The organism is Staphylococcus petrasii (genome assembly GCF_002902565.1).
In the GTDB taxonomy this organism is placed as follows: Bacteria; Bacillota; Bacilli; order Staphylococcales; family Staphylococcaceae; genus Staphylococcus; species Staphylococcus petrasii.
In genome coordinates, this window is the sequence record NZ_PPRC01000022.1 from 13569 (window position 1) to 35457 (window position 21889).

At 32.9% G+C, this 21889-nt stretch carries 21 protein-coding genes; 19 read left to right on the top strand and 2 right to left on the bottom strand.

Annotation, left to right across the window (positions count from 1 at the left end; all coding sequences use genetic code 11):
* Nucleotides 1-173 precede the first annotated feature (173 nt).
* The 7 genes from CD127_RS04855 (at nt 174) to CD127_RS04885 (ending at nt 6779) form a co-directional block, all read left to right on the top strand.
* The gene (locus tag CD127_RS04855; protein ID WP_103298513.1) at nt 174-971 is read left to right on the top strand and encodes an ABC transporter ATP-binding protein; all 798 of its coding nucleotides are present in this window, start codon (nt 174-176) and stop codon (nt 969-971) included.
* A 32-nt stretch (nt 972-1003) separates the two neighbouring features.
* A complete protein-coding gene (locus tag CD127_RS04860) occupies nt 1004-2008 on the top strand; it encodes a FecCD family ABC transporter permease (protein ID WP_103365965.1) in 1005 nt (334 codons plus the stop codon).
* Nucleotides 2005-3021, top strand: coding sequence for a FecCD family ABC transporter permease (locus CD127_RS04865; RefSeq protein WP_103365966.1), 1017 nt, complete (start codon nt 2005-2007; stop codon nt 3019-3021). Before CD127_RS04860 ends, CD127_RS04865 begins: the two co-directional genes overlap by 4 nt.
* A gap of 212 nt (nt 3022-3233) precedes the next feature.
* Nucleotides 3234-3614 carry a dihydroxyacetone kinase phosphoryl donor subunit DhaM gene (gene dhaM / locus CD127_RS04870; RefSeq protein WP_103365967.1) on the top strand — a complete coding sequence of 127 codons (381 nt, stop codon included), beginning with the start codon at nt 3234-3236 and terminating at the stop codon, nt 3612-3614.
* Between the two features lie 130 nt (nt 3615-3744).
* Nucleotides 3745-4245, top strand: coding sequence for a hypothetical protein (locus CD127_RS04875; RefSeq protein WP_103298509.1), 501 nt, complete (start codon nt 3745-3747; stop codon nt 4243-4245).
* Between the two features lie 288 nt (nt 4246-4533).
* Nucleotides 4534-5601, top strand: a complete 1068-nt coding sequence (locus CD127_RS04880) for a YkvI family membrane protein (protein ID WP_103365968.1) — start codon at nt 4534-4536, stop codon at nt 5599-5601.
* Between the two features lie 131 nt (nt 5602-5732).
* Nucleotides 5733-6779, top strand: coding sequence for an alpha/beta hydrolase (locus tag CD127_RS04885; RefSeq protein ID WP_103365969.1), 1047 nt, complete (start codon nt 5733-5735; stop codon nt 6777-6779).
* Between the two features lie 134 nt (nt 6780-6913).
* Here CD127_RS04885 and CD127_RS04890 read toward each other — a convergent pair whose 3' ends face one another.
* Nucleotides 6914-7420: a GNAT family N-acetyltransferase gene (locus CD127_RS04890; RefSeq protein WP_103365970.1), complete on the bottom strand. Its 507-nt coding sequence runs from the start codon at nt 7418-7420 to the stop codon at nt 6914-6916.
* A gap of 162 nt (nt 7421-7582) precedes the next feature.
* Here CD127_RS04890 and CD127_RS04895 point away from each other — a divergent pair, with 162 nt between their 5' ends.
* The 7 genes from CD127_RS04895 to CD127_RS04925 all read left to right on the top strand — a co-directional run bounded on the left by CD127_RS04895 (nt 7583) and on the right by CD127_RS04925 (nt 14904).
* Entirely contained in the window at nt 7583-8506 is a 924-nt protein-coding gene (locus CD127_RS04895) for an NAD(P)H-binding protein (RefSeq protein ID WP_103365971.1), read from the top strand.
* Between the two features lie 15 nt (nt 8507-8521).
* A complete protein-coding gene (gene graR, locus CD127_RS04900; RefSeq protein ID WP_103365972.1) occupies nt 8522-9196 on the top strand; it encodes a response regulator transcription factor GraR/ApsR in 675 nt (224 codons plus the stop codon).
* Entirely contained in the window at nt 9189-10229 is a 1041-nt protein-coding gene (locus CD127_RS04905; protein ID WP_103365973.1) for a sensor histidine kinase, read from the top strand. The genes graR and CD127_RS04905 overlap by 8 nt, the downstream gene beginning before the upstream one ends.
* A gap of 125 nt (nt 10230-10354) precedes the next feature.
* Entirely contained in the window at nt 10355-11116 is a 762-nt protein-coding gene (locus CD127_RS04910) for an ABC transporter ATP-binding protein (RefSeq protein ID WP_103365974.1), read from the top strand.
* On the top strand, nt 11106-12995 hold the full coding sequence (locus CD127_RS04915; protein ID WP_103365975.1) for an FtsX-like permease family protein: 1890 nt from the start codon (nt 11106-11108) through the stop codon (nt 12993-12995). Before CD127_RS04910 ends, CD127_RS04915 begins: the two co-directional genes overlap by 11 nt.
* Nucleotides 12996-13267: 272 nt before the next feature.
* Nucleotides 13268-13885, top strand: coding sequence for a DUF47 domain-containing protein (locus CD127_RS04920; protein ID WP_103298500.1), 618 nt, complete (start codon nt 13268-13270; stop codon nt 13883-13885).
* A gap of 14 nt (nt 13886-13899) precedes the next feature.
* Entirely contained in the window at nt 13900-14904 is a 1005-nt protein-coding gene (locus CD127_RS04925; protein ID WP_103298499.1) for an inorganic phosphate transporter, read from the top strand.
* Between the two features lie 615 nt (nt 14905-15519).
* Here the strand turns inward: CD127_RS04925 and CD127_RS04930 are convergent.
* A complete protein-coding gene (locus CD127_RS04930) occupies nt 15520-16347 on the bottom strand; it encodes a LysM peptidoglycan-binding domain-containing protein (protein WP_103365976.1) in 828 nt (275 codons plus the stop codon).
* A gap of 437 nt (nt 16348-16784) precedes the next feature.
* Between CD127_RS04930 and CD127_RS04935 the strand changes: the two genes are divergently transcribed.
* From CD127_RS04935 to CD127_RS04955, 5 genes are all read left to right on the top strand, one after another.
* Nucleotides 16785-17462: a Bax inhibitor-1/YccA family protein gene (locus CD127_RS04935; protein ID WP_103298497.1), complete on the top strand. Its 678-nt coding sequence runs from the start codon at nt 16785-16787 to the stop codon at nt 17460-17462.
* A 321-nt stretch (nt 17463-17783) separates the two neighbouring features.
* Nucleotides 17784-19943 (top strand): helix-turn-helix transcriptional regulator, encoded by a 2160-nt coding sequence (locus tag CD127_RS04940; RefSeq protein ID WP_103365977.1) that lies wholly within the window; start codon nt 17784-17786, stop codon nt 19941-19943.
* Between the two features lie 139 nt (nt 19944-20082).
* Entirely contained in the window at nt 20083-20442 is a 360-nt protein-coding gene (locus CD127_RS04945) for a transcriptional regulator, SarA/Rot family (RefSeq protein ID WP_103298187.1), read from the top strand.
* Between the two features lie 163 nt (nt 20443-20605).
* On the top strand, nt 20606-21322 hold the full coding sequence (locus CD127_RS04950; protein WP_103298188.1) for a YebC/PmpR family DNA-binding transcriptional regulator: 717 nt from the start codon (nt 20606-20608) through the stop codon (nt 21320-21322).
* On the top strand, nt 21322-21804 hold the full coding sequence (locus CD127_RS04955) for a cupin domain-containing protein (RefSeq protein ID WP_103365978.1): 483 nt from the start codon (nt 21322-21324) through the stop codon (nt 21802-21804). The genes CD127_RS04950 and CD127_RS04955 overlap by 1 nt, the downstream gene beginning before the upstream one ends.
* Nucleotides 21805-21889 lie beyond the last annotated feature (85 nt).

The window sequence follows — 21889 nt, forward strand, 5'->3', positions numbered from 1 at the left end:
ATTTAATCTCTACTTTTTTGAAATGGTCATTACACTGTGAAAATGTTATAATATTGCCATTGACTATGATAATTATTATCAATTAAGAATTGATATATACGAATCAACATATACGAAAAAAATATCATTTAACAACGTAGTAATAGATTTATTTTCAAGAAAGTAGGGAAATTATGAATCGTTTAAAAGCACAAGAAGTTGAGATTGGGTACGGAGATCATACGATTATTAATAATTTAGATGTTGAAATTCCAGATGGTAAAGTGACTTCTATTATTGGACCGAACGGTTGTGGGAAATCAACATTATTAAAAGCTTTATCACGTTTGTTATCTATTAAAAATGGCGAAATTAAATTAGATGGAGAGAATATTCATACGCAATCAACGAAAGAAATTGCTAAAAAGATTGCTATTTTACCTCAAACACCTGAAGTTGCAGATGGTTTAACAGTTGGAGAGCTTGTATCTTATGGACGCTTTCCACATCAAAAAGGTTTCGGACGTTTATCTGCAGAAGATAAAAAAGAAATTGATTGGGCGTTAAGCGTTACAGGTACGTCTGAATTCCGTCATCGTTCTATTAATGACTTAAGTGGTGGGCAACGTCAACGTGTATGGATCGCGATGGCATTAGCTCAAAAAACAGATATCATTTTCTTAGATGAACCAACAACTTACTTAGATATTTCACATCAATTAGAAATCTTGGAATTAGTACAACAGCTTAATAGAGAACAAGGTTGTACAATAGTCATGGTATTACATGATATTAACCAAGCTATTCGTTTCTCAGACCACTTAATTGCGATGAAAAATGGTGAAATCTTAGCTAGTGGTTCAACAGAAGAAGTATTAACGAAAGATATTCTAGAACGTGTATTTAATATTGATGTAGTGTTAAGTGAAGACCCAAGAACAGGTAAACCTTTACTTGTGACTTATGACTTATTTGAACGTACTTATTCATAATACGAACGAAAATAAAGAAAAGAGAAATAATTATGACAACGAAAGAGAATAAAGGGGCATTTGGGTTTATAGGCTATATGGTTCTAGTATTTGCCTTATTAATCATTGCCTTGTTGATTTCAATTTTAATAGGAGAAGCTAAAGTCAATTTCTCAACTATTATAGATGCGATTTTTCATTATAATCCAAAGAATCAACAACATAATATTATCAGTGAAATACGAATTCCTCGTGATTTAGGTGCTATGCTAGTAGGCATGGCACTTTCAGTAGCGGGGGCAGTCATTCAAGGCGTAACAAAAAATGGTTTAGCTGATCCGAGTTTAATTGGATTAAACGCGGGTGCTTCATTCGCATTAGCGCTCACATTTGCATTTTTCCCTCAAGCACCATTTCTTATGATCATGTTTGCATGTTTTATTGGAGCAATGTTAGGCGGTTTCATTGTGTTAACGATTGGCCGTTCAAGACGAGATGGCTTTAATCCAATGAGAATTATTTTAGCAGGTGCAGCGGTTAGTGCTTTACTTACTGCGCTCAGCCAAGGTATAGCCCTTGTATTTAAATTAAATCAATCACTTACGTATTGGACAGCAGGTGGCGTTTCAGGTACGACTTGGCCACAATTATTATGGAGCGGTCCAATCATTATCATCGCTATTGTCATTATCATTGCGATGAGTAAACAATTAACGATTTTAAATTTAGGCGAATCACTAGCTAAAGGGTTAGGACAAAACATTACCCTAGTGCGAGGTATTAGTTTATTACTAACAATGGTTTTAGCTGGTGTTGCTGTATCTATGGTCGGCCAAATTGCCTTTGTAGGTTTAATGGTACCTCATATCGTGAGATTTTTAGTCGGTACTGATTATGCAAAAGTCTTACCTTTAACAGTCTTGACAGGTGCATTATTAATGCTAGTTGCCGACACCGTAGCGCGAATGATGGGCGATGCTCCAGTAGGTGCTATCATTTCATTCATTGGTGTGCCTTACTTCTTATACTTAGTGAAAAGAGGAGGTCGCACAATATGATACATCCTAAACTAAGACGCAAACAAATCATTACACTAATTACCTTTGCTATCTTATTGTTTGCCGCATGTACATGGAGCATTTCTTCAGGAGAATATAAAATTCCGGTAGGACGTTTCTTTAAGACGTTAATTGGCCAAGGCGAATACTATGATCAGCTTATCTTAATGCAATTTAGATTTCCACGTATGCTAATTACAATTTTAGCAGGAGCAGCGTTAAGTTTAAGTGGTGCCATCATTCAAAGTGTGACTAAGAATCCAATCGCTGAACCAGGAATATTAGGAATTAACTCTGGTGGTGGATTCGCAATTGCACTGTTTCTAACAATTGGACAAATTCATCCAGATAATTTCATCTACATCTTACCTATTATCAGTGTCATTGGTGGTATAGCTACAGCTGTTATCATTTTCTTGTTTAGCGTCAATAAGAAAGACGGTATCACACCTGCTAGTATGGTATTAATTGGTGTAGGAATGAACACTGCTCTATATGGCGGTTCTATTACACTAATGTCGAAATTTGATGAAGATCAATCAGAATTTATTGCCACATGGTTCGCAGGAAATATTTGGGGCGACGATTGGCCATTTGTGATTGCTACACTTCCATGGTTAGTCATCCTTATCCCGTATTTAATTTATAAATCTAATGTACTGAATTTGATAAATACACACGAACACATCGCGAAAGGTTTAGGCGTTCGTTTAGAAAGAGAACGTGTTATCCTATTCTTTGTTGCCGTTATTCTGTCATCAGTTGCTGTTGCCGTTGCAGGTTCAATCGCCTTTATTGGCTTAATGGGCCCACATATTGCTAAATCCATTGTCGGTCCACGCCATCAATTATTTTTACCCATTGCTATCTTAGTTGGCGCATTCTTACTTGTCTTCGCAGATACGCTTGGTAAAGTAATTCTTGAACCAACCGGCGTTCCAGCAGGAATCGTAGTAGCAATTATCGGCGCACCATACTTTATTTATTTAATGTATAAATCTAAACATATTTAACTTATAGCAAGGGATATTTTCTTATTTAAGAAGATGTTCCTTGCTTTTTTTATTTTTTGAAAATGCAGAACCAAACACGTTTGCCAGTAAATAATTGATTGAAATGGTGAGTGCACTTGTTTTGCGCATTCGAAAAATGATAGCGTATACAAAAAGGGTGCATTATAATGTAGGCAAAAGATACAGTAAAAGAAAGTTGGAGGTAAATAATAATGGCGACAATCGTAATTGTGAGTCATAGTGAAGACGTCGCAAATGGGACTAAAGCCTTACTGAATAACATGGCAAAAGGTGTTAAAATAATTGCATATGGTGGCGTAGACAATGGACTAGGCACGTCGTTAGATGAAGTTAAAAAGGTATTGAATAACATAGATGATGATCCTTTATGTTTTTATGATTTAGGTTCAGCAGAAATGAACATCGATTTAGCAATTGAAACATATAAAGGTCCTTTTAAAATAAAAAAAGTAAATGCGCCAATTGTAGAAGGTAGCTTTGTAGCAGCTGTTAAATTATCAGTAGGCGGAAGTGTGAATGAGGCAATTGAAGAAATTGATAAAGCTTCGTTTAAGTCAACTGCTTTTAAATAAAAAACAGTCGTATTTCAATACCTACTAGAGTAAAAAATTAATGTTAATTTATTCATTTATAAAATAGAAAATAGAATTAATTATGGTAAAATAATAGTATTGTGAAAAACAAGAATAGGAGGGCAATACCATGCAAGAGCGCATCACGAATTATGTACTGAATGGTGAATTTGAACAAGTTAGACAACTTATGTCCCAAGCTGACTTCTTAGACTTTGAAGAAGCTTATATTTCTAGTGCCCATGAACATGAAAGTATGATGTATTATACATGTATCTTAGATATGATTAAATTTGAAGAAAGCGCTGAATTGCATGACTTAGCATTCCTATTATTAGTTTACCCATTAAGTGAAGTGGAAGGCGCGCTCGATTCAGCGTATTATCACGCACAATCTTCTATTCAGTTAACTAATGGCCAAGAAGTTAAAAGTTTACTACAAATGTTGTTACTACATGCCATTCCTGAACCTGTCATTTCAGATTCTGAAGCATTTAAAGTAGCCAAACAAATTTTAAAATTAGATCCCAATAATCATGTGGCAAGAAATGCGTTAAAAGAAACAGCAAAACGTATGGATAACGTGGTGGTTGATATTAATGAGTTGCAACAATATGGTCGCTCTAATTAAATAAATTTAACGAAACCAGTATGAGGGGGGTAAGTGCTTCTTTGATACTGGTTTTTTATTGATATATATCTTTCTTGAAAGTACATCTTCCTCTTTAACTAGTTACTCATTTATGAAAATATCTTCAAATATTTACATTTTCACGAAATTATTTAATTTGTTCTAACCGTCATCAGAATAGGTATGATAGCCCAAAACGTTGTCAATTACCGAATATACACTGTTGCATAATCTTTTCAATACGTTATAATTCACAACGTGTCAAATTTAAGGAGGTTATTATATCACATGGGGTTAAATAAAGAAGCTGTAAAAATTGGTCTCGCTTATGTGGGTATCGTAGTTGGTGCTGGTTTCTCAACTGGCCAAGAAGTTATGCAATTCTTTACACCATATGGCCTATGGTCATATATTGGCGTATTACTTTCAGGCTTAATTCTTGGTTTCATTGGTCGTCAAGTTGCGAAGATTGGTACCGCTTTTGAAGCCACAAACCATGAGTCAACATTACAATATTTATTTGGAGAAAAGTTTAGTAAAATCTTCGACTACATTCTAGTCTTTTTCTTATTTGGTATCGCTGTAACGATGATTGCTGGTGCAGGGTCAACCTTCCAAGAAAGTTTCGGAATTCCGACTTGGCTTGGCGCTCTGATTATGACAGTTATCATCTATTTAACATTATTACTCGACTTCAATAAGATTGTTAGCGCACTTGGTATCGTTACACCATTCTTAATTATTATGGTAATTCTTATTGCCGCTTATTATTTATTTGCTGGTAGCGTTCCAATCAGTGAAGTCAATCAAACAGTAGATAAAACAAGTGTCTTTTGGGGCGTTGTAAGAGGATTAATGTATGGCGGTTTAGCCTTTGCAGTAGGCTTTAGTACCATCGTTGCTATCGGCGGCGATGCTTCTAAACGTAAAGTATCAGGCGCTGGTGCAATGTTTGGTGGCGTTATTTATACTATCCTATTAGCATTAATCAATTTCGCCTTACAAGCAGAATATCCTAATATTAAAAATGTTGAAATCCCAACATTAACATTAGCTAATGAAATTAGCCCTTGGATTGGACTTGTACTAACTATTATTATGTTAGCAGTAATGTACAATACTATCTTAGGTCTATGCTATTCATTCGCTGCTCGTTTTACAGAACCTTACAGTAAAAAATATCATATCTTTATTATCATAATGATGATTGCTGCGTTTATCCTAAGTTTCGTTGGATTCGCAGACCTAATTAATTTCTTATATAACATTATGGGTGTCGTTGGTCTATTCATCGTTGTAGCCGTATTAATTAAATACTACCTACGTAAGAAAGACGATGAAGATCACATTGCTTAAACCCAGACTTTACAATTTAGATTGAATGTTTTACCCTTAAAAGCAATTCGTGAACTTGATACGGATTGCTTTTTCTTTTTTTGAAAAGGCAGAACCAAATAACCAATCTTCAGTTGAAAGGACTGCAGGGGATGACGAACCAACGTAAATGGCTAACCATTACAAGTATAGTGGTGTTAATTGTGGGAGGATTGTTAGCGTGGAATTTATATTCACATTATCAACACACCCAAAAACAGAAAATTGCCCGGGAAAAGATAAAAGTCGATAATCCGAACGTCAAACTTTTTCAAAATATAACTTATAATACACATATACCAGGCAGTCAATTAGATATCATGACGCCTACTGACGTGGATAAAGATAGTAAATTGCCCGTTATCTTTTGGATGCATGGTGGTGGTTATGTAGCAGGAGATAAACAGTATAAGAATCCATTACTTTCACAAATTGTAGAACAAGGCTATGTAGTCGTTAACGTTAACTACGCTTTAGCGCCAAATTTTAAATATCCTACACCTTTAATACAAATGAATGAAGCGGTACAATTTATTAAAAATAATAAAGAACATTTCCCGATAGACTTGGACCAAGTTGTAATAGGTGGAGATTCGGCTGGCGCGCAATTGACAAGTCAATTTGTCGCAATGCAAACTAACCCACAGTTACGACAAGAAATGAATTTCAAACAACAATTTACACCAAACCAATTGAAAGGTGCTATCTTTTTTGGAGGATTTTATGACATGAAGACAGTTAGAGCGACGGAATTTCCTAGAATTCAAATGTTTATGCGCAGTTATACCGGGAAAAGCCGTTGGGAAACTGACTTTAAAAACATTTCTCAAATGTCTACCATTAATCAAGTCACTAAAGATTATCCAGCAACCTACTTATCAGTAGGCGATGCCGATCCATTCTATAGTCAAAATATTGAGTTTTATCATAAACTGAAAGAAGAAAATGTGCCTGTTAGCACATTATTTTATGATGGTTCACATCATCTACATCATCAGTATCAATTTCATCTTGATAAACCAGAATCTAAAGAAAATATGAAACGGGTTCTTGAATTTTTAAGTCGTAATACGTCATCTTCTGGTGTTGAACAACAACAACAAGCACCACTAGACGGTTCGACAAATTCAGATAGCCATTTCTCATTATCACCCTATTAAAAATAACAATAAAAACGTCCTGAGAATTGAAGTCAATTCTTATCAGGACGTTTTTATTGTAGCGGATGAATTAAATGAGTAACTAAAATTAATAAATATGACTATGATTAGCGTATAATATATACTGTAATTATTCAGATAAGTAGCTTTGCCATGACGTATTTATTGTAGTATTTGCCATCGATGTATAATTTGTCTTTAAGTTCGCCTTCAATATTAAAACCAGCACCTTTAAAAAGTTCAACAGCACGATCATTTTCAGGAACAATTGAAGCTTCAAGACGTTTAATGTCGTGATTAATTGCCCAAGCCTCTACAGCATTGATAAGCGCTAAACCGACACCATGTTTTTGATATAATTGACTGACGCCAAGTGTAATCACGGCTTCGTGTTTGGTACGCTCTAACTCTTCAGTGGTAACTAATGCAGAGCCTACTAATTGGTCATCTTGTTCGGCAACATATATCGTATTACGTGGAGAGGTAATAATGCGTTCTAGATAGTCGCTAACACTTGAAACACTTGGTGTGAATTCGCCAGGATTATATAGTGTATAGTCCGATTCATCATAGATTTTGCTAAGAAGTTTCATAAAGTCTTCAACGTCTTTGATACTGATTTCGCGAATGATATGAGCCATTTGGCTTCCTCCCAATATAATGCATTTAAAGAGGATAGACCTTAAAATCTTTGTAATTAAATAGATTTAGGTCTTCCTCTTATCTCAAAGATTATTATACCAATATTTTTTGTATATACATATAATAAAAAAATTTTGAAAATAAAAGGAGTATTTCTAAATATGAAACCGAATGTATTATTAGCTGGCGGTAGTGGTTATATTGGTAAATATATTAGTAATGCAATAGAAAATGATGTTAACTTATATGCATTGTCAAAGTACCCGAATACGAAAAAAGAACATAACGACCGCATACAGTGGTTGCAACGAGATATTTATAACTATGAAGATGTCGTAGCAGCTATGGAAGGGATGGACATCGCCGTTTATTATTTAGATCCGAATAAAAACTCTGCTAAATTAACTCAAGCAACGGCACGTGACTTAAATTTAATTGCCGCAGATAATTTTGCGCGAGCGGCAGCTAAACAAGGAGTTCATAAAATAGTGTATGTGAGCGGTAGTCGTTTCGACAGTGAAACGGTCCAACGTCTGGAAAGTTATGGCGTGCCAGTAGAAACAACAAATACCCAAATTAAACGACCTCATATTAACGTAGAATTGCAAGTATCTAAGTATGATGATGTACGTACAGCGTTACGAATTATCTTGCCTAGAAAGTGGACATTAACGCACATAGTTGATTATTTCTTTACATGGCTTAATGAGACACGTGGAACGTTGGTACATACGTATAAAAAAGATGATAATTATATTATTTATTCACGTAATAAGGCTAAGCCATTGTTAATTTTAAAGAAGATGGAAAACGATAGTGGACTAGTTACATTACATCTTGTAGGCGGTTCAATGGTTAAACCTAATTTTAAAAAGCAAGGGAAGTTAGAATTTCGCCAAATTAAAAGCACGCGTCTCGTCATGGTTCATTTATACGATTACATTCCTAGATTATTCTGGCCAGTGTATTATTTTATTCAAGCGCCAATACAAGGTTTAATCATGAGAGGATTTGAAATTGATTGTCGTATTAAACATTTCAATGGACGCGTCCAATCTGGAGAAAAAATGAAATATACAAAATGATAAGGTGATAAAATCATGCAAGTATTATTAGTAGAAGATGATCAAACATTATTCCAAGAATTGAAGAAAGAATTAGAACATTGGGACTTCTTTGTAACAGGTATTAACGATTTCAGTGCAGTAATGGAAACATATGAAGAAGCTAAGCCAGAAATCGTCATTATGGACGTGCAATTACCTAAATATGACGGTTTTTACTGGTGCCGTAAAATTAGACAAGTATCTAACGTACCTATCTTATTTTTATCTTCTCGAGATAATCCAATGGATCAAGTAATGAGTATGGAACTTGGCGCTGACGATTATATGCAAAAACCTTTCCATACCAATGTACTAATTGCGAAATTACAAGCCATTTATCGACGTGTATATGAATTTGGTGCGGAAGAAAAGCGTACATTGAATTGGCAAGATACAATAGTTGATTTATCTAAAGATAGTATTCAAAAAGGCGAGACGGTCATTTATTTGTCTAAAACAGAAATGATTATTTTAGAAATGCTTATTCAAAAACAAAATCAAATTGTTACGCGCGATACCTTAATTACAGCATTATGGGATGACGAAGCATTTGTCAGTGATAATACGCTAACTGTGAATGTTAACCGTTTAAGAAAGAAATTAGCTGACATCGAAATGGATACGCAAATTGAAACTAAAGTAGGCAAAGGTTACATGGCACATGAGTAATATTAAGTGGTTTTGGTTGTTTCTAAAAACACGAAGTAATTGGATATTTTGGATAGTATTTTTACATCTCATTTTATTAGGTATTGCTTATATTGATTACGATATTGCGATTCGCAGTGTAGCTTATATTGTATTGTTAAATCTTGGTTTAACGTGTATATTTCTTGTTTTTACTTTTCTAAAAGAAGTAAAAATATATCAACATTTGCACAATAATAAAGAAATTGAAGAAATTAAGCATAAAGAATTAGCAGAAAATCCATTTCAACAAGAAATGGTCGATTATTTGTATCGCAAATTAACGAATCAAAAAGAAAAAGTAGTGGAACAACAGCTTCACATACAAAATACAGAACAGTCATTAACTGAATTTGTGCATGATATTAAAACACCTGTTACAGCAATGAAGCTATTGATTGACCAAGAAGAAGATGTGGAACATAAAAAAGCATTATTGTACGAATGGGCGCGCATTAATGAATTATTAGATAAGCAACTTTATTTAACTCGATTAGAATCAAAAAATAAAGATATGTACTTTGAATTAGTTCCTTTAAAGCGATTAGTAATTGATGAAATTCAATTAACACGCCATATTAGTCAAGCTAAGGGAATTGGCTATGATTTGAATTTTGATATTACGCCTGAAGTCTATACAGACGTGAAATGGTGTCGCATGATGATACGTCAAATTTTATCAAATTCATTGAAATATTCTCAAAATCAAGACATTGTCATTCGTTCTTTTAATCGCGAAGGATATGTAGCACTGGAAATTAAAGATTTCGGTAGAGGAATTAGTCATAAAGACTTACCACGTATATTTGAACGCGGATTTACTTCTACAGCGAATCGTAATGAAACCACATCGTCTGGTATAGGTTTGTACTTAGTTGATAGCGTGAAACAACAGTTAGGAATTGATGTGGAAGTAACATCTACCGTCGGCGAAGGAACTACTTTTGTGTTAACTTTTCCTAAGCAAAATGAAATCACAGAACGTATGGGTCAAGTGACAACACTGTCATATTAAATGCGTGATTTGTTATTTCATCTTCATTTCTATTATTACTTTAGAGGCTATAATAAAACTGACTAAACTAGTACGAAATACATTAACAATGTTGAATATAGAGAAGAATGAGGTGAATCATCCAGTTGACAATATTAGAGGCGAAACAAGTAACAAAGACATATGGCACGAAACAAACGGCGCAAGAAGTACTAAAAGGCATTGATTTAGTCATTGAGGAAGGCGAGTTCGTGTCTATTATGGGACCGTCTGGTTCAGGTAAAACGACTTTATTAAATGTATTAAGTTCGATTGACTATTTGACTCACGGCTCGGTTATATTAGGAGACCAACAATTAGAAAAATTATCGAATAAAGCATTATCTGAAATTAGAAAGAAAGATATAGGATTTATCTTTCAAGAGTATAACTTATTGCATACCTTAACAGTTAAAGAGAATATTATGTTGCCGTTGTCGGTTCAGAAACTGAGTAAGCAAGAAATGAATGAACGATATGAACGCATTACAAAAAGGCTTAACATTTTTGATATTAGTAATAAATATCCTTCAGAAATATCTGGTGGACAGCGTCAACGTACGTCAGCGGCGCGTGCATTTATCACACATCCAAAGATTATCTTTGCTGATGAGCCAACTGGAGCATTAGATTCCAAAAATACGCGAGATTTGTTGCAACGTTTCCAAATGATCAACGAATTATATAATGCAACGATTGTCATGGTGACACATGATCCTTTAGCGGCAAGTTTCTCTAATCGTGTCGTTATGTTGAAAGATGGGCAAGTGTTCACGCAATTGTATCAAGGTGAAGATGATAGTCAAACCTTCCATAAAGAGATTTTACGTGCTCAAAGTATTTTAGGTGGCATGGTCTATGAGTTTTAGTCATATTATATGGAAGAATTTTAAGCAAAACGTAACGCATTATGCCATTTATCTCTTCTCACTCATTCTTAGTATTGTGTTGTTTTTCAGTTTTATTACTATTAAGTATGTTCATAATTTACATATACATCAATCACTATCAATGGTACGAGAAGGCTCTCAGATTGGGAGTTATTTTCTATTTATTATTATTATCGTTTTTATTATCTATACCAACATGTTGTTTATAAAGCGACGAAGTTATGAATTTGGGCTTTTACAGACAATCGGTTTAGATAAAAAGCGTATCATTTACATGTTAATGCTAGAACAAATATTTATCTTTTTACTTACTGCTATTTTAGGTATTGGGATAGGTATTTTAGGATCTAAGATTTTATTAATGATTGTATTGAAAATTTTAGGCATACATACTTCAGTATCCATTGTCTTTAGTTTTCAAGCCATTGGCCAAACGTTATTAATTTTAGTGATGGCTTACCTTTTAATTATCATACAAGCTTGGATATATTTAACTAAGCATTCCATTCAGAGTTTAATGAAAGCGTACGAAAATAAAGATGAAAACCAAGTGACGCTCACTATTAGTGAAATTATTTTAGGAATATTGGGAATCGTTTTAATTCTCGCAGGTTATTATTTATCAACGCGCTTCTTTGATTTAATAGATAATATTTTTATACCTTTCATTATTCTATTTCTTACAGTTATCGGTGCTTATTTCTTCTTCAGAAGTACCGTTTCGCTCATATTAAAGATGATTAAGCGTTTTAAAGGTGGAAATGTCAGTGTGAATGATGTTATTTTTCCATCGTCACTAATGTTTCGTATTCGAAAGAATGCATTCTCACTAACAGTTTTGGCAGTTATTTCTGCAATTACAGTCTCTGTACTGTGCTTTGTGGCGCTTAGTCGAAGTTCTTTAAACAATGAAGTGCTTTTAGAGTCACCTCATGAAGTGACATTGAAAAATGCGAATATAGCAAATGAACTTGGAATTGAATTAGAGCGCCATCACATCAATTATAATTATGACTTTAAAGAAGTAGTTTATTCTCAATTATATAAAGACCATTTGTTTGATGTGAGCCCAGGTAAACCCTATGCCGTAACGGTTACTAGTGACAAATATTTTTCTAATATTTCTTTAGAAAAAGGGCAAGCCACGCTACTCATACCTAAAGGGGTAGCACACGGGTTGATGCAACATAGAGCTCATGGAACAGCAGTAATAGGTACTAAGAAACACAACGTTAAAATTAAACTGAATAATGTAGTAAAGAAAATCTACTTTGAAGAAGATGTGGATTTGGGTGGACCTACATTAGTTCTAAATCATGATGAATATGATTATCTTAAAGCACATTCAAAAAGTAAGAATGTGGTGTCGCAATATGGGTTTGATTTAAAACATAACAAGGATCTTCCTAAATTAGAACGAATAGTGAGTAATTTGAATAAGGATGTTCAAACAAGAAGCCAAGTCGTAAGTGAAATATCTAGTTTAACTGGTATTTTATTATTCGTTTCATCATTCTTAGGTGTCGCTTTCTTAATTGCGACAGGATGTATTATTTATATTAAGCAAATTGATGAAACTGAAGATGATCTAGAAAATTATTCAGTGCTACGTAAATTAGGCTTTACCCAAAAAGATATGGCGCAAGGCTTAAAATTAAAAGTGGCGTTTAACTTCGGTTTACCATTAATTATTGCATTGTTACATGCCTATTTTGCTGCTTTAGTATTTATGAAATTGATTGGATTCGGTAATCAAAAACCTATATTTGTAGTTATGGTAATTTATACAATCATTTATAGTATTTTCGCAATTATTGCTTATAACCATTCTAAGCGAACAATTAATCACTCAATTTAGAAAAATTGAGCTAATATTTTCTGTTTGTAAAGAATTTGTAAATGTAATTGTGGATATGTAAATTTTGTGATATTTTCAAGTAGGGACAAATTCAGTATTAGAGTCTTACATTTAAAAAAAGTAAAACATTATATTTACATAAAATTTACAAATTTTCAGAAATGGACATTTGAAAGTTCTTATCGTAAATGTATTCTGTATATTAAATTGTCTTACAACGAATAAAAATTAACGATGTGGTTGGCAACAATCGCTAAATTGGAGGCTTTATAATGTTTACTAAGAAAAAGGATAAGTTCATGGTTCAATTAGAAGAAATGGTATTTAACTTGGATCGTGCAGCAGTTGAATTCGGGAAAATGGATTTCAATACGCATTTAGATTTAAAAGCTTATTCTGACAATATCAAAACATACGAGTCACATGGTGACGAACTTATGCATCAAGTTATTACAGATTTAAACCAAACATTTATTACACCAATCGAACGTGAAGATATCTTATCTTTATGTAACGCTATCGATGATGTACTTGACGCTATGGAAGTAACAGCTGGCATGTTTGAAATGTATTCAATTGAATACACTGATGAATATATGGCTGAATTTGTAGAAAACATCCAAAAAGCAGTAGCGGAAATGAAATTAGCTGTTGGATTATTAGTTGATAAAAAATTATCTCACATGCGTATTCATTCTATTAATATTAAAGAATTTGAAACAAACTGTGACGGTATCTTAAGACAATCAATTAAACACATTTTCAATAGTGAAACAGATCCAATCACATTAATTAAAATAAAAGATATTTATGAAAGCATGGAAAAAATAGCAGATAAATGTCAAGTTGTAGCAAATAACTTTGAAACGATTATTATGAAAAATAGCTAAGGGAGTTTTAATTTATGGATTATGTACTAATTATCACTATAGCTATCGTTGTATTTTCTTTAATCTTTGACTTTATCAATGGTTTCCATGATACAGCCAATGCGATTGCTACAGCAGTATCTACACGTGCATTAACGCCAAGAACTGCAATTTTATTAGCAGCGATTATGAACTTCGTCGGTGCCTTAACTTTCACTGGCGTAGCTGGTACCATTACTAAAGATATTGTAGATCCATTCAAATTGCACCATGGTTTAGTTGTAGTATTAGCAGCAATTTTGGCAGCAATTGTATGGAACTTAGTGACTTGGCTTTATGGTATTCCTAGTTCTTCATCACATGCATTAATCGGTTCAATAGCAGGTGCTGCTATCGCCGCTGAAGGATTTGGAGCACTTCACTATCAAGGTTTCACTAAAATTATTATCGTATTAATTGTTTCACCAATTATCGCGTTCTGTGTTGGTTTTATTATGTATACTTTAGTAAAAATCATTTTCAAGAATGCGAATTTAACGAGAGCAAATCGTAATTTCCGTTTCTTCCAAGTATTTACTGCGGCATTACAATCATTCTCTCACGGTACGAATGATGCGCAAAAATCAATGGGTATTATTACATTAGCCTTGATCGTAGCAAATATACAAGATGGTTCGAATGTTGAACCTGAACTTTGGGTTAAAATAGCCTGTGCGACTGCCATGGGTCTTGGTACTGCCATTGGTGGTTGGAAGATTATTAAAACAGTTGGTGGAAACATCATGAAAATCCGTCCAGCTAATGGTGCAGCTGCTGACTTATCATCAGCATTAACAATTTTTGTAGCTTCATCATTACACTTCCCATTATCAACAACACACGTTGTATCTTCATCAATCCTTGGTGTAGGGGCTTCTAACCGTGCAAAAGGTGTAAAATGGAGTACAGCACAACGTATGATCATTACTTGGATTATCACATTACCAATTTCTGCGCTATTAGCAGCAGTTATATTCTGGATAATGAGTATCTTCTTATAAAAATCGATTCAAAATAGCTACATACAATATATAATTAAAAATCCTAGTATACTAAGTCATCTCAACAGATGAGAGTATACTAGGATTTTTTGTTTGGCTATAAATATAGAAAATGTATTTTTTGAAAGAAAAACTATAGTATTAAAGTATTTAAATCAGTGGTTCCAAAATGGATAACGAAGTGTGGGGCCCCAGCAAAGAGACTTTCGCATAGAAAGTCTACAAACAAAGCAAGCTGGGGATAATGAGGGAGCAGGTTATCAATGTACGTAAGTGTTCAAACACTTACGTAAGTAGTTCTAAGATAGATTACGAAGTGTAGTTGTGAAGACTCCTAGGGGAGCAGTGCTAGTCGAAGACTACAGGCTGAGACAGCACCCCTGGAAAGCGACACAACTTAAACGAGTAAACATCTATCTAAGAACTACTTTATAAGACTACAGGTTTAAGCCTTTCCCGCAAGAAAGCGTCGCAACAAAATGAGTAACATTCATCTAAGAACATCTTTACAAGATCACGACTCTACCTAGCCTCTACTAGTAAATAAAGAAAGACTTAAATATAAACTTAGCCCCTTCATAACATTTGGTTATGAAGGGGCTTTTTAAAACAAAATTAATGAATATAATTATAACTTGAAACTGATGATGCAGGAATAATACGTGTATTTGTATTATAAGGTCCATTTAAATAGTTCATCTCAGAAACTAGAATACTTCCATCTGCATTCACACGTTCTACATATGCCACATGTCCGTAGAAGCCATCAGTAGATTGCATAATTGAACCAACTGTAGCCACGTGGTTAACTAAATAACCATCTTGTGCAGCATTACCTGCCCAGAATTTTGCATCAGACCAATATGTACTAATAGGTAAGCCAGCTTGTGCACGACGATTAAACACATACCATGTACATTGTCCACTTGTATATAAATTTTGATGACTATATGTAGGAGAAGTATAACCATTTCCGCCATTACTTGTAGCAGCCTTAGGAGTAGCTGTAGAAGTAGTAGCATTACCACTAGGAATTTTTAGTTGTTGGTTTGGCATAATTAAATATCCAGATAAATTATTAGCTTTCATAAGGGCATTTACAGAAACGCCATATTTTTTAGCAATACTAGAAAGAGAATCGCCTGATTTCACTGTATAAACTGATGATGACGTAGAAGTAGTATTTGAACTTGAATTTGAAGCGCTTGAACTATTTGTAGCACTTGAACCACCAATTGTAAGTACTTGACCAGGGAAAATAATATTATTAGAAAGATTATTATTTTGTTTGATACTATCTACTGATGTATTGTATTTTTTAGCGATACTCCATAAAGATTCGCCAGCTTGGACAGTGTGTTGTGTCGACGCTTCAGCGTTATGATGAGAAAATAATGCGACGGCCCCAGATGCAACTGAAACTGCGAATGCTAACTTTTTCAAACTTGATATCCTCCTTGAGTCCTGATAGTTTATTAAAAATATAATTAGTTTACTTAATACTCATAAATTCATTCATATATCACGTAAATATGTTATCAAAAATTTGAACTAGTTTGGGCGTTGTTATTATCTTGTAATATTATTAACATTTGACTTGTTTTTTGTAAAAATGGCTCATCCATTGACACGCTTAAGTTTAAAGCCTATGTAATAATATATATTTTTTATAAAAGAAGAAAATTGTAACATTTCTTATTCATGTAACTTCCAAATTTTACAATTAAATAGATGAAAATATGTATATTAGTGTTAAAACATAGCTGATTTGAGGAAGAGAGATATATAAGAAAATGGATTGAAACTTTTAAAATTTAATTATCATAAGTTACAATCAAAATAATAGAGTAAATAAAATTGATTGGAGAGAGGTTAGATATATGGCGCATTCTTCAAATGCTTCTCAGCAAAACACTTCTGAAAATAAACAAAAACAAAAAGCACACGATAATCAACACTCTCATGCTTATTCCAAAGTTTGGCTCTTTTTCACATACTATTGGATTATTTTTGGAATAGGTTGCTATTTTGGACAATATTTACCAATGGAATGGAGAAAACCATTATCGATCGCTTTATTTGTGATTATTTTAGCCACATTATTTATTAAACGTGCACGTAAATATGGGTTAATTATTTCTCATATTTATGCTATTATCGTCGGCTTATTATCCTACGCCACTTTTACAGCATACATGCAGAATTTAGGTGCAGAAGTATTTTATAAAAATATTTTACTAGCAATAGGTGCATTCATTGTATTTGGTATTTTAGGTTACTTCATTATTAATGATGCTTCTAGTTTAGGAAAGTATTTATTTGTAGCCCTTATTGCACTTGTTATTGGTGGATTAATTGGAATATTTGTACATAATCCAATTTACCACACTGTCATTACAATTATTGGTTTAATTCTATTCTTGCTATATACCTTATATGACTTTAATAGAATGAAAAGGGGTAATTTTACTCCTCGAGAGATGGGTTTCAACCTCTTTATTAACTTATTAAATATTATTAAAGATGTGTTAAGGTTAGCAAATCGCTTTAAAAACTAAAATTTAAAAGATATAATATTTTATTATATGTCAAAGATGTTGACGGATTGTTTTCAATCATTTCAATTTTGTAGAGTAATCATTTTATGATGACAAGTTACTTTATATATTTGTAAGAATTGAGGGCAATTAACGTGACATCTTTTTTTAACTTTTTTGAATTTCAATTTAATAAGAAATTAAAATTAATTTATATATAAGTGTACTTTTGATTTAGTATTAATGTTGTGGTAGATTTACATTTAAACACTAAATTGATGTTATTAAGGACGTAAATTAATCAAAAGAGTAAAGCTATCAAGAAAAGAAAGAGGTGAAGATATGTCCAGTGCTTATTTCCACTTATTAACGAAACATGAATATAACATGACACGTTGCCAAGATGGGAGTATTCTTCTTTTTCCAATAGAAGGTCAATTAAAAGTAAAACATTTTACTAAGTTGATTACTGTAGAAAATGAGATTTATATCATTAACAACTCAGATATCTTTTCTATTAGAGAAAATACTAAAACACTGATGCTATATATATCGAGCGATTGGTTTAGAGAACAAGGGTATAAATTCTTCGACTATAAGTATTCCACGAATTTAGTAAAATCGATGAATGCCATAAAACGTTCTTTATTACAAATAGCAGATAATTATTTAAAAAATGCGACGACGTCAGAGGACACTCAACCTATTGTAGATATCGTTAATATTATTGGTAAACAAGGAAGTATTGAAAAAAACATTGCGAATAATCAATATAATTTCTCATACTATGGCGAATTAAGTGAAGTATTGGAATATATCAACAACAATATAACTGAAAAGTTAACCTTAAAAGATATATCCTCTAAATTATTTACATCTAAATCTAATCTGTCAGCGCAGTTTAATCAATTATTAAATATAGGCTTTAAAACATATGTCGACACTCTTAAAATAGCTAACTCTTTTGAATTATTATTAACAACTAATGACACTATTAGTTTAATTAGTGAAAAAGTCGGTTTTAGTAACGCTTCTAGCTACTCTAAAACATTTAAAAGTTATATTGGTGTTACACCAAATGAATATCGTTCGTGTAGTAAATATGAAAAATCAATTATCATGGATTATGAACATCAAATTGATGATAGTCTAAAAAATATAGAAAATATTATTAGATTAAAACAACAATATTATGATCAAAAAATTGAACATAAAATATATGTAGATTCTAAAATTGATACAAAAGTAAATCCTTATTATTTAGTAGTTCAAGTTAATAATATTGAAGAATTGAAATTGTTATTTTTAGAAGATTTTGCTAAACCTCTTTTTCATAATGACTCTACATTAATGTTTTATCTAAGAATTAACATGCGAGATATTAAAGAAAAACTTACAGTCAATGAACGCCAGCAACTTTTTGAATATATTATAAAAAATAATCTAAATGTCACTTTTAAATTAGAGGATTTAAACTTAGTTGATTTCCTAGAATCTAATTACGAAGATGTAATGACTCACTTTACAGCGCAAAATGTAGATATAAATAATACGCAACAACTTGGGTTAGTATTTGACTTAGAAGATATTGATTTAAAAGCGATTTACCGCGTGATTTTAAAAATCCAACATAAAACAAATCGATTTACCTTTGAATTAGAAATCAGTAAATTGCTTAATGATCCCGTTCTCTTTAAAACATTAGAATCACAAATAAAAAGAATCAATTTTGAGTTTTTATATATTGATAATGCAAAATTAAAAATGCCTTACTTAATTGAACAACATGATCGATTATTGGTTAAGAACATTTTACGCTATCAGAATATACGAGAAATTTTAAAACAAATTGATTTAGAAGAACAAAAAATTATATTTTTAAATTTTGAAAATCATAATTTTATCGATAATATGAATAATGATCTCAATAATAGTGCGCCTCTTTTAATGGAAACCATTATTAAAACTGCATGCTATTTCAATGGAATCGGTTTTAATTTCAAACAACATCCACGCTTATTTAATGCACTTCATTTATTTGATGAGAATGGCTTTAAATCTATACTGGGCACAATGATTGATCAGATTATCATGATGACTAACCAGCCTAAATATGTTAAAGATAATTATATTATTACTGAGGAAAAGGATTACTATACTGTTTTTGTATATGATTGGCGTGTATCTGAAAGTGAATCCATCGATATGAACTATGATCGAGCGGACGTTTATATAGATTTCAAAGAAGATCAAGTAAAAAGAACGTATTTAGTTAAAATACAAAAAATTGATAATTACCATGGAAATATTAATAATGTGATATCAAAAGATATTAGAGATAAATATGATTGGTCGAATACATTCCTAAAACGAATGGATCAACTCATGCATCCTTCATATAAAATTAGAGAGCATAACTTTAAAAATGAACCATTAAAAATAAAACTAAATTATAATTCCTTATATGTTATTAAAGTTTTTAAAAACAAAAAGATTAAATAATAAAATATGTTGTACAACAATATTTAAGTTTGTTAGTAAATTTAACAAAAATTTCAAAACAAATGAAAAGGACAGGCCTCCAAATTTAAAGGATAATATAAGATGAGTTGTCCGCTTATATTTGGAGGTGCAAGAAGCATTGAATAATGACAAACTGAATAAATTGCTAGAATTCTATAAACAATATAAAGCATTGTCAGAATATATAGATAAACAATATAAGTTGACATTAAATGATTTAGCTTTATTAAAACTAGCTCATGAACATATCGCAGAAGATCAAATGTTAATGCAATCATTCTTAAAAATTGCAATTGACGAGTTAGATTTGAGTAGAACTAAATTATTAGTTTCAATTCGCAGACTTATAGAAAAAGAAAGATTAAGTAAGGTACGTTCTACAGAAGATGAGCGTAAAATTTTTATCTACATGGATAAAAAGAATATTGAAAAATTTAATGCTTTATTTGAAGATGTTGAAGAATTTTTAGATATTTAATCTAAGAGATGGGAAATACTGACGGTCATGGCGCTTTGTCAGTATTTTTTATTTTCAAAAAAAGTAACGAAACAGTTAATTACGACATGATACGCCTACTTTAGACAACACTAAAGTAATACTATATAATAAGGATTATTGAGTATGAAAGTGAGATGACATTATGGGACGTAAATGGAACAATATTAAAGAGAAAAAAGCCCAAAAAGATAAAAATACAAGTAGAATATATGCTAAATTCGGTAAAGAAATCTATGTAGCTGCAAAATCAGGTGAGCCTGATCCAGAATCTAACCAAGCACTACGTTTAGTACTTGAAAGAGCTAAAACTTACTCTGTACCAAACCATATTATCGATAGAGCAATTGATAAAGCAAAAGGTGCTGGCGACGAGAACTACGATCACTTACGTTACGAAGGTTTCGGTCCAAGTGGCTCAATGTTAATCGTTGACGCATTAACAAATAACGTAAACCGTACTGCATCAGACGTAAGAGCAGCATTCGGTAAAAACGGCGGAAACATGGGTGTATCTGGCTCAGTAGCTTACATGTTCGACCATACTGCTACATTTGGTATTGAAGGCAAATCAGCAGACGACGTTCTTGAAGCGTTAATGGAACAAGACGTAGACGTAAGAGACGTTGTAGAAGACGGCGACTTAACAATCGTATACGCTGAACCAGATCAATTTGCACAAGTACAAGACGCTTTACGTCAAACAGGCGTTGAAGACTTCAAGATTGCAGAATTTGAAATGTTACCACAAACAGATATTGAATTATCTGAAGAAGACCAAGCTACATTTGAAAAATTAATCGACGCACTTGAAGATTTAGAAGACGTGCAAAACGTATTCCATAACGTGGACTTAAAATAATGGATGCAAACGCAGAATATTGGATAAAGCATCTTAACCTTACGCCACACCCAGAAGGTGGCTATTATAAAGAAACCATGCGAGAACATATGAGTAACTCAGAAAGAGCACCATTCAGTAGCATCTATTTCCTACTGAACACAGGCGATATCTCACACTTCCATCGCATCGATGCCGATGAAGTATGGTATTATCACGCAGGCGCACCATTAACGATTCATATGGTTACACCAGACGGTGATTATCAAACTGCACAATTAGGGCCTTTTTTGGAAAAGGGGAATGTATTGCAACACCTCGTGCCAAAAGGTACCATCTTCGCCTCAAGCCTAACCCACACAGAAGGTTATAGCTTAGTAGGGTGTATGTGCCAGCCAGCATTTGAATTTAACCACTTCGAGTTATTCACGCAAGACGAGTTACATCATATGTACCCCGAACATAAAGAAATTATCCAACGCTACGCTTTACCACACAAATAAGCTACACCGAGCACCCACCACTCACCCCCAAAAGGGCGCGAGTGAGTGGCGCGTGTCTCCGTGTAGCTTTCTTACATTAACAAGC

Bases quoted from the DNA above. Each gene is read 5' to 3' on its own strand.
- CD127_RS04855 (WP_103298513.1), top strand. From the start codon at position 174: ATGAATCGTTTAAAAGCACAAGAAGTTGAGATTGGGTACGGAGATCAT.
- CD127_RS04860 (WP_103365965.1), top strand. From the start codon at position 1,004: ATGACAACGAAAGAGAATAAAGGGGCATTTGGGTTTATAGGCTATATG.
- CD127_RS04865 (WP_103365966.1), top strand. From the start codon at position 2,005: ATGATACATCCTAAACTAAGACGCAAACAAATCATTACACTAATTACC.
- dhaM (WP_103365967.1), top strand. From the start codon at position 3,234: ATGGCGACAATCGTAATTGTGAGTCATAGTGAAGACGTCGCAAATGGG.
- CD127_RS04875 (WP_103298509.1), top strand. From the start codon at position 3,745: ATGCAAGAGCGCATCACGAATTATGTACTGAATGGTGAATTTGAACAA.
- CD127_RS04880 (WP_103365968.1), top strand. From the start codon at position 4,534: ATGGGGTTAAATAAAGAAGCTGTAAAAATTGGTCTCGCTTATGTGGGT.
- CD127_RS04885 (WP_103365969.1), top strand. From the start codon at position 5,733: ATGACGAACCAACGTAAATGGCTAACCATTACAAGTATAGTGGTGTTA.
- CD127_RS04890 (WP_103365970.1), bottom strand. From the start codon at position 7,420: ATGGCTCATATCATTCGCGAAATCAGTATCAAAGACGTTGAAGACTTT.
- CD127_RS04895 (WP_103365971.1), top strand. From the start codon at position 7,583: ATGAAACCGAATGTATTATTAGCTGGCGGTAGTGGTTATATTGGTAAA.
- graR (WP_103365972.1), top strand. From the start codon at position 8,522: ATGCAAGTATTATTAGTAGAAGATGATCAAACATTATTCCAAGAATTG.
- CD127_RS04905 (WP_103365973.1), top strand. From the start codon at position 9,189: ATGAGTAATATTAAGTGGTTTTGGTTGTTTCTAAAAACACGAAGTAAT.
- CD127_RS04915 (WP_103365975.1), top strand. From the start codon at position 11,106: ATGAGTTTTAGTCATATTATATGGAAGAATTTTAAGCAAAACGTAACG.
- CD127_RS04920 (WP_103298500.1), top strand. From the start codon at position 13,268: ATGTTTACTAAGAAAAAGGATAAGTTCATGGTTCAATTAGAAGAAATG.
- CD127_RS04925 (WP_103298499.1), top strand. From the start codon at position 13,900: ATGGATTATGTACTAATTATCACTATAGCTATCGTTGTATTTTCTTTA.
- CD127_RS04935 (WP_103298497.1), top strand. From the start codon at position 16,785: ATGGCGCATTCTTCAAATGCTTCTCAGCAAAACACTTCTGAAAATAAA.
- CD127_RS04940 (WP_103365977.1), top strand. From the start codon at position 17,784: ATGTCCAGTGCTTATTTCCACTTATTAACGAAACATGAATATAACATG.
- CD127_RS04950 (WP_103298188.1), top strand. From the start codon at position 20,606: ATGGGACGTAAATGGAACAATATTAAAGAGAAAAAAGCCCAAAAAGAT.
- CD127_RS04955 (WP_103365978.1), top strand. From the start codon at position 21,322: ATGGATGCAAACGCAGAATATTGGATAAAGCATCTTAACCTTACGCCA.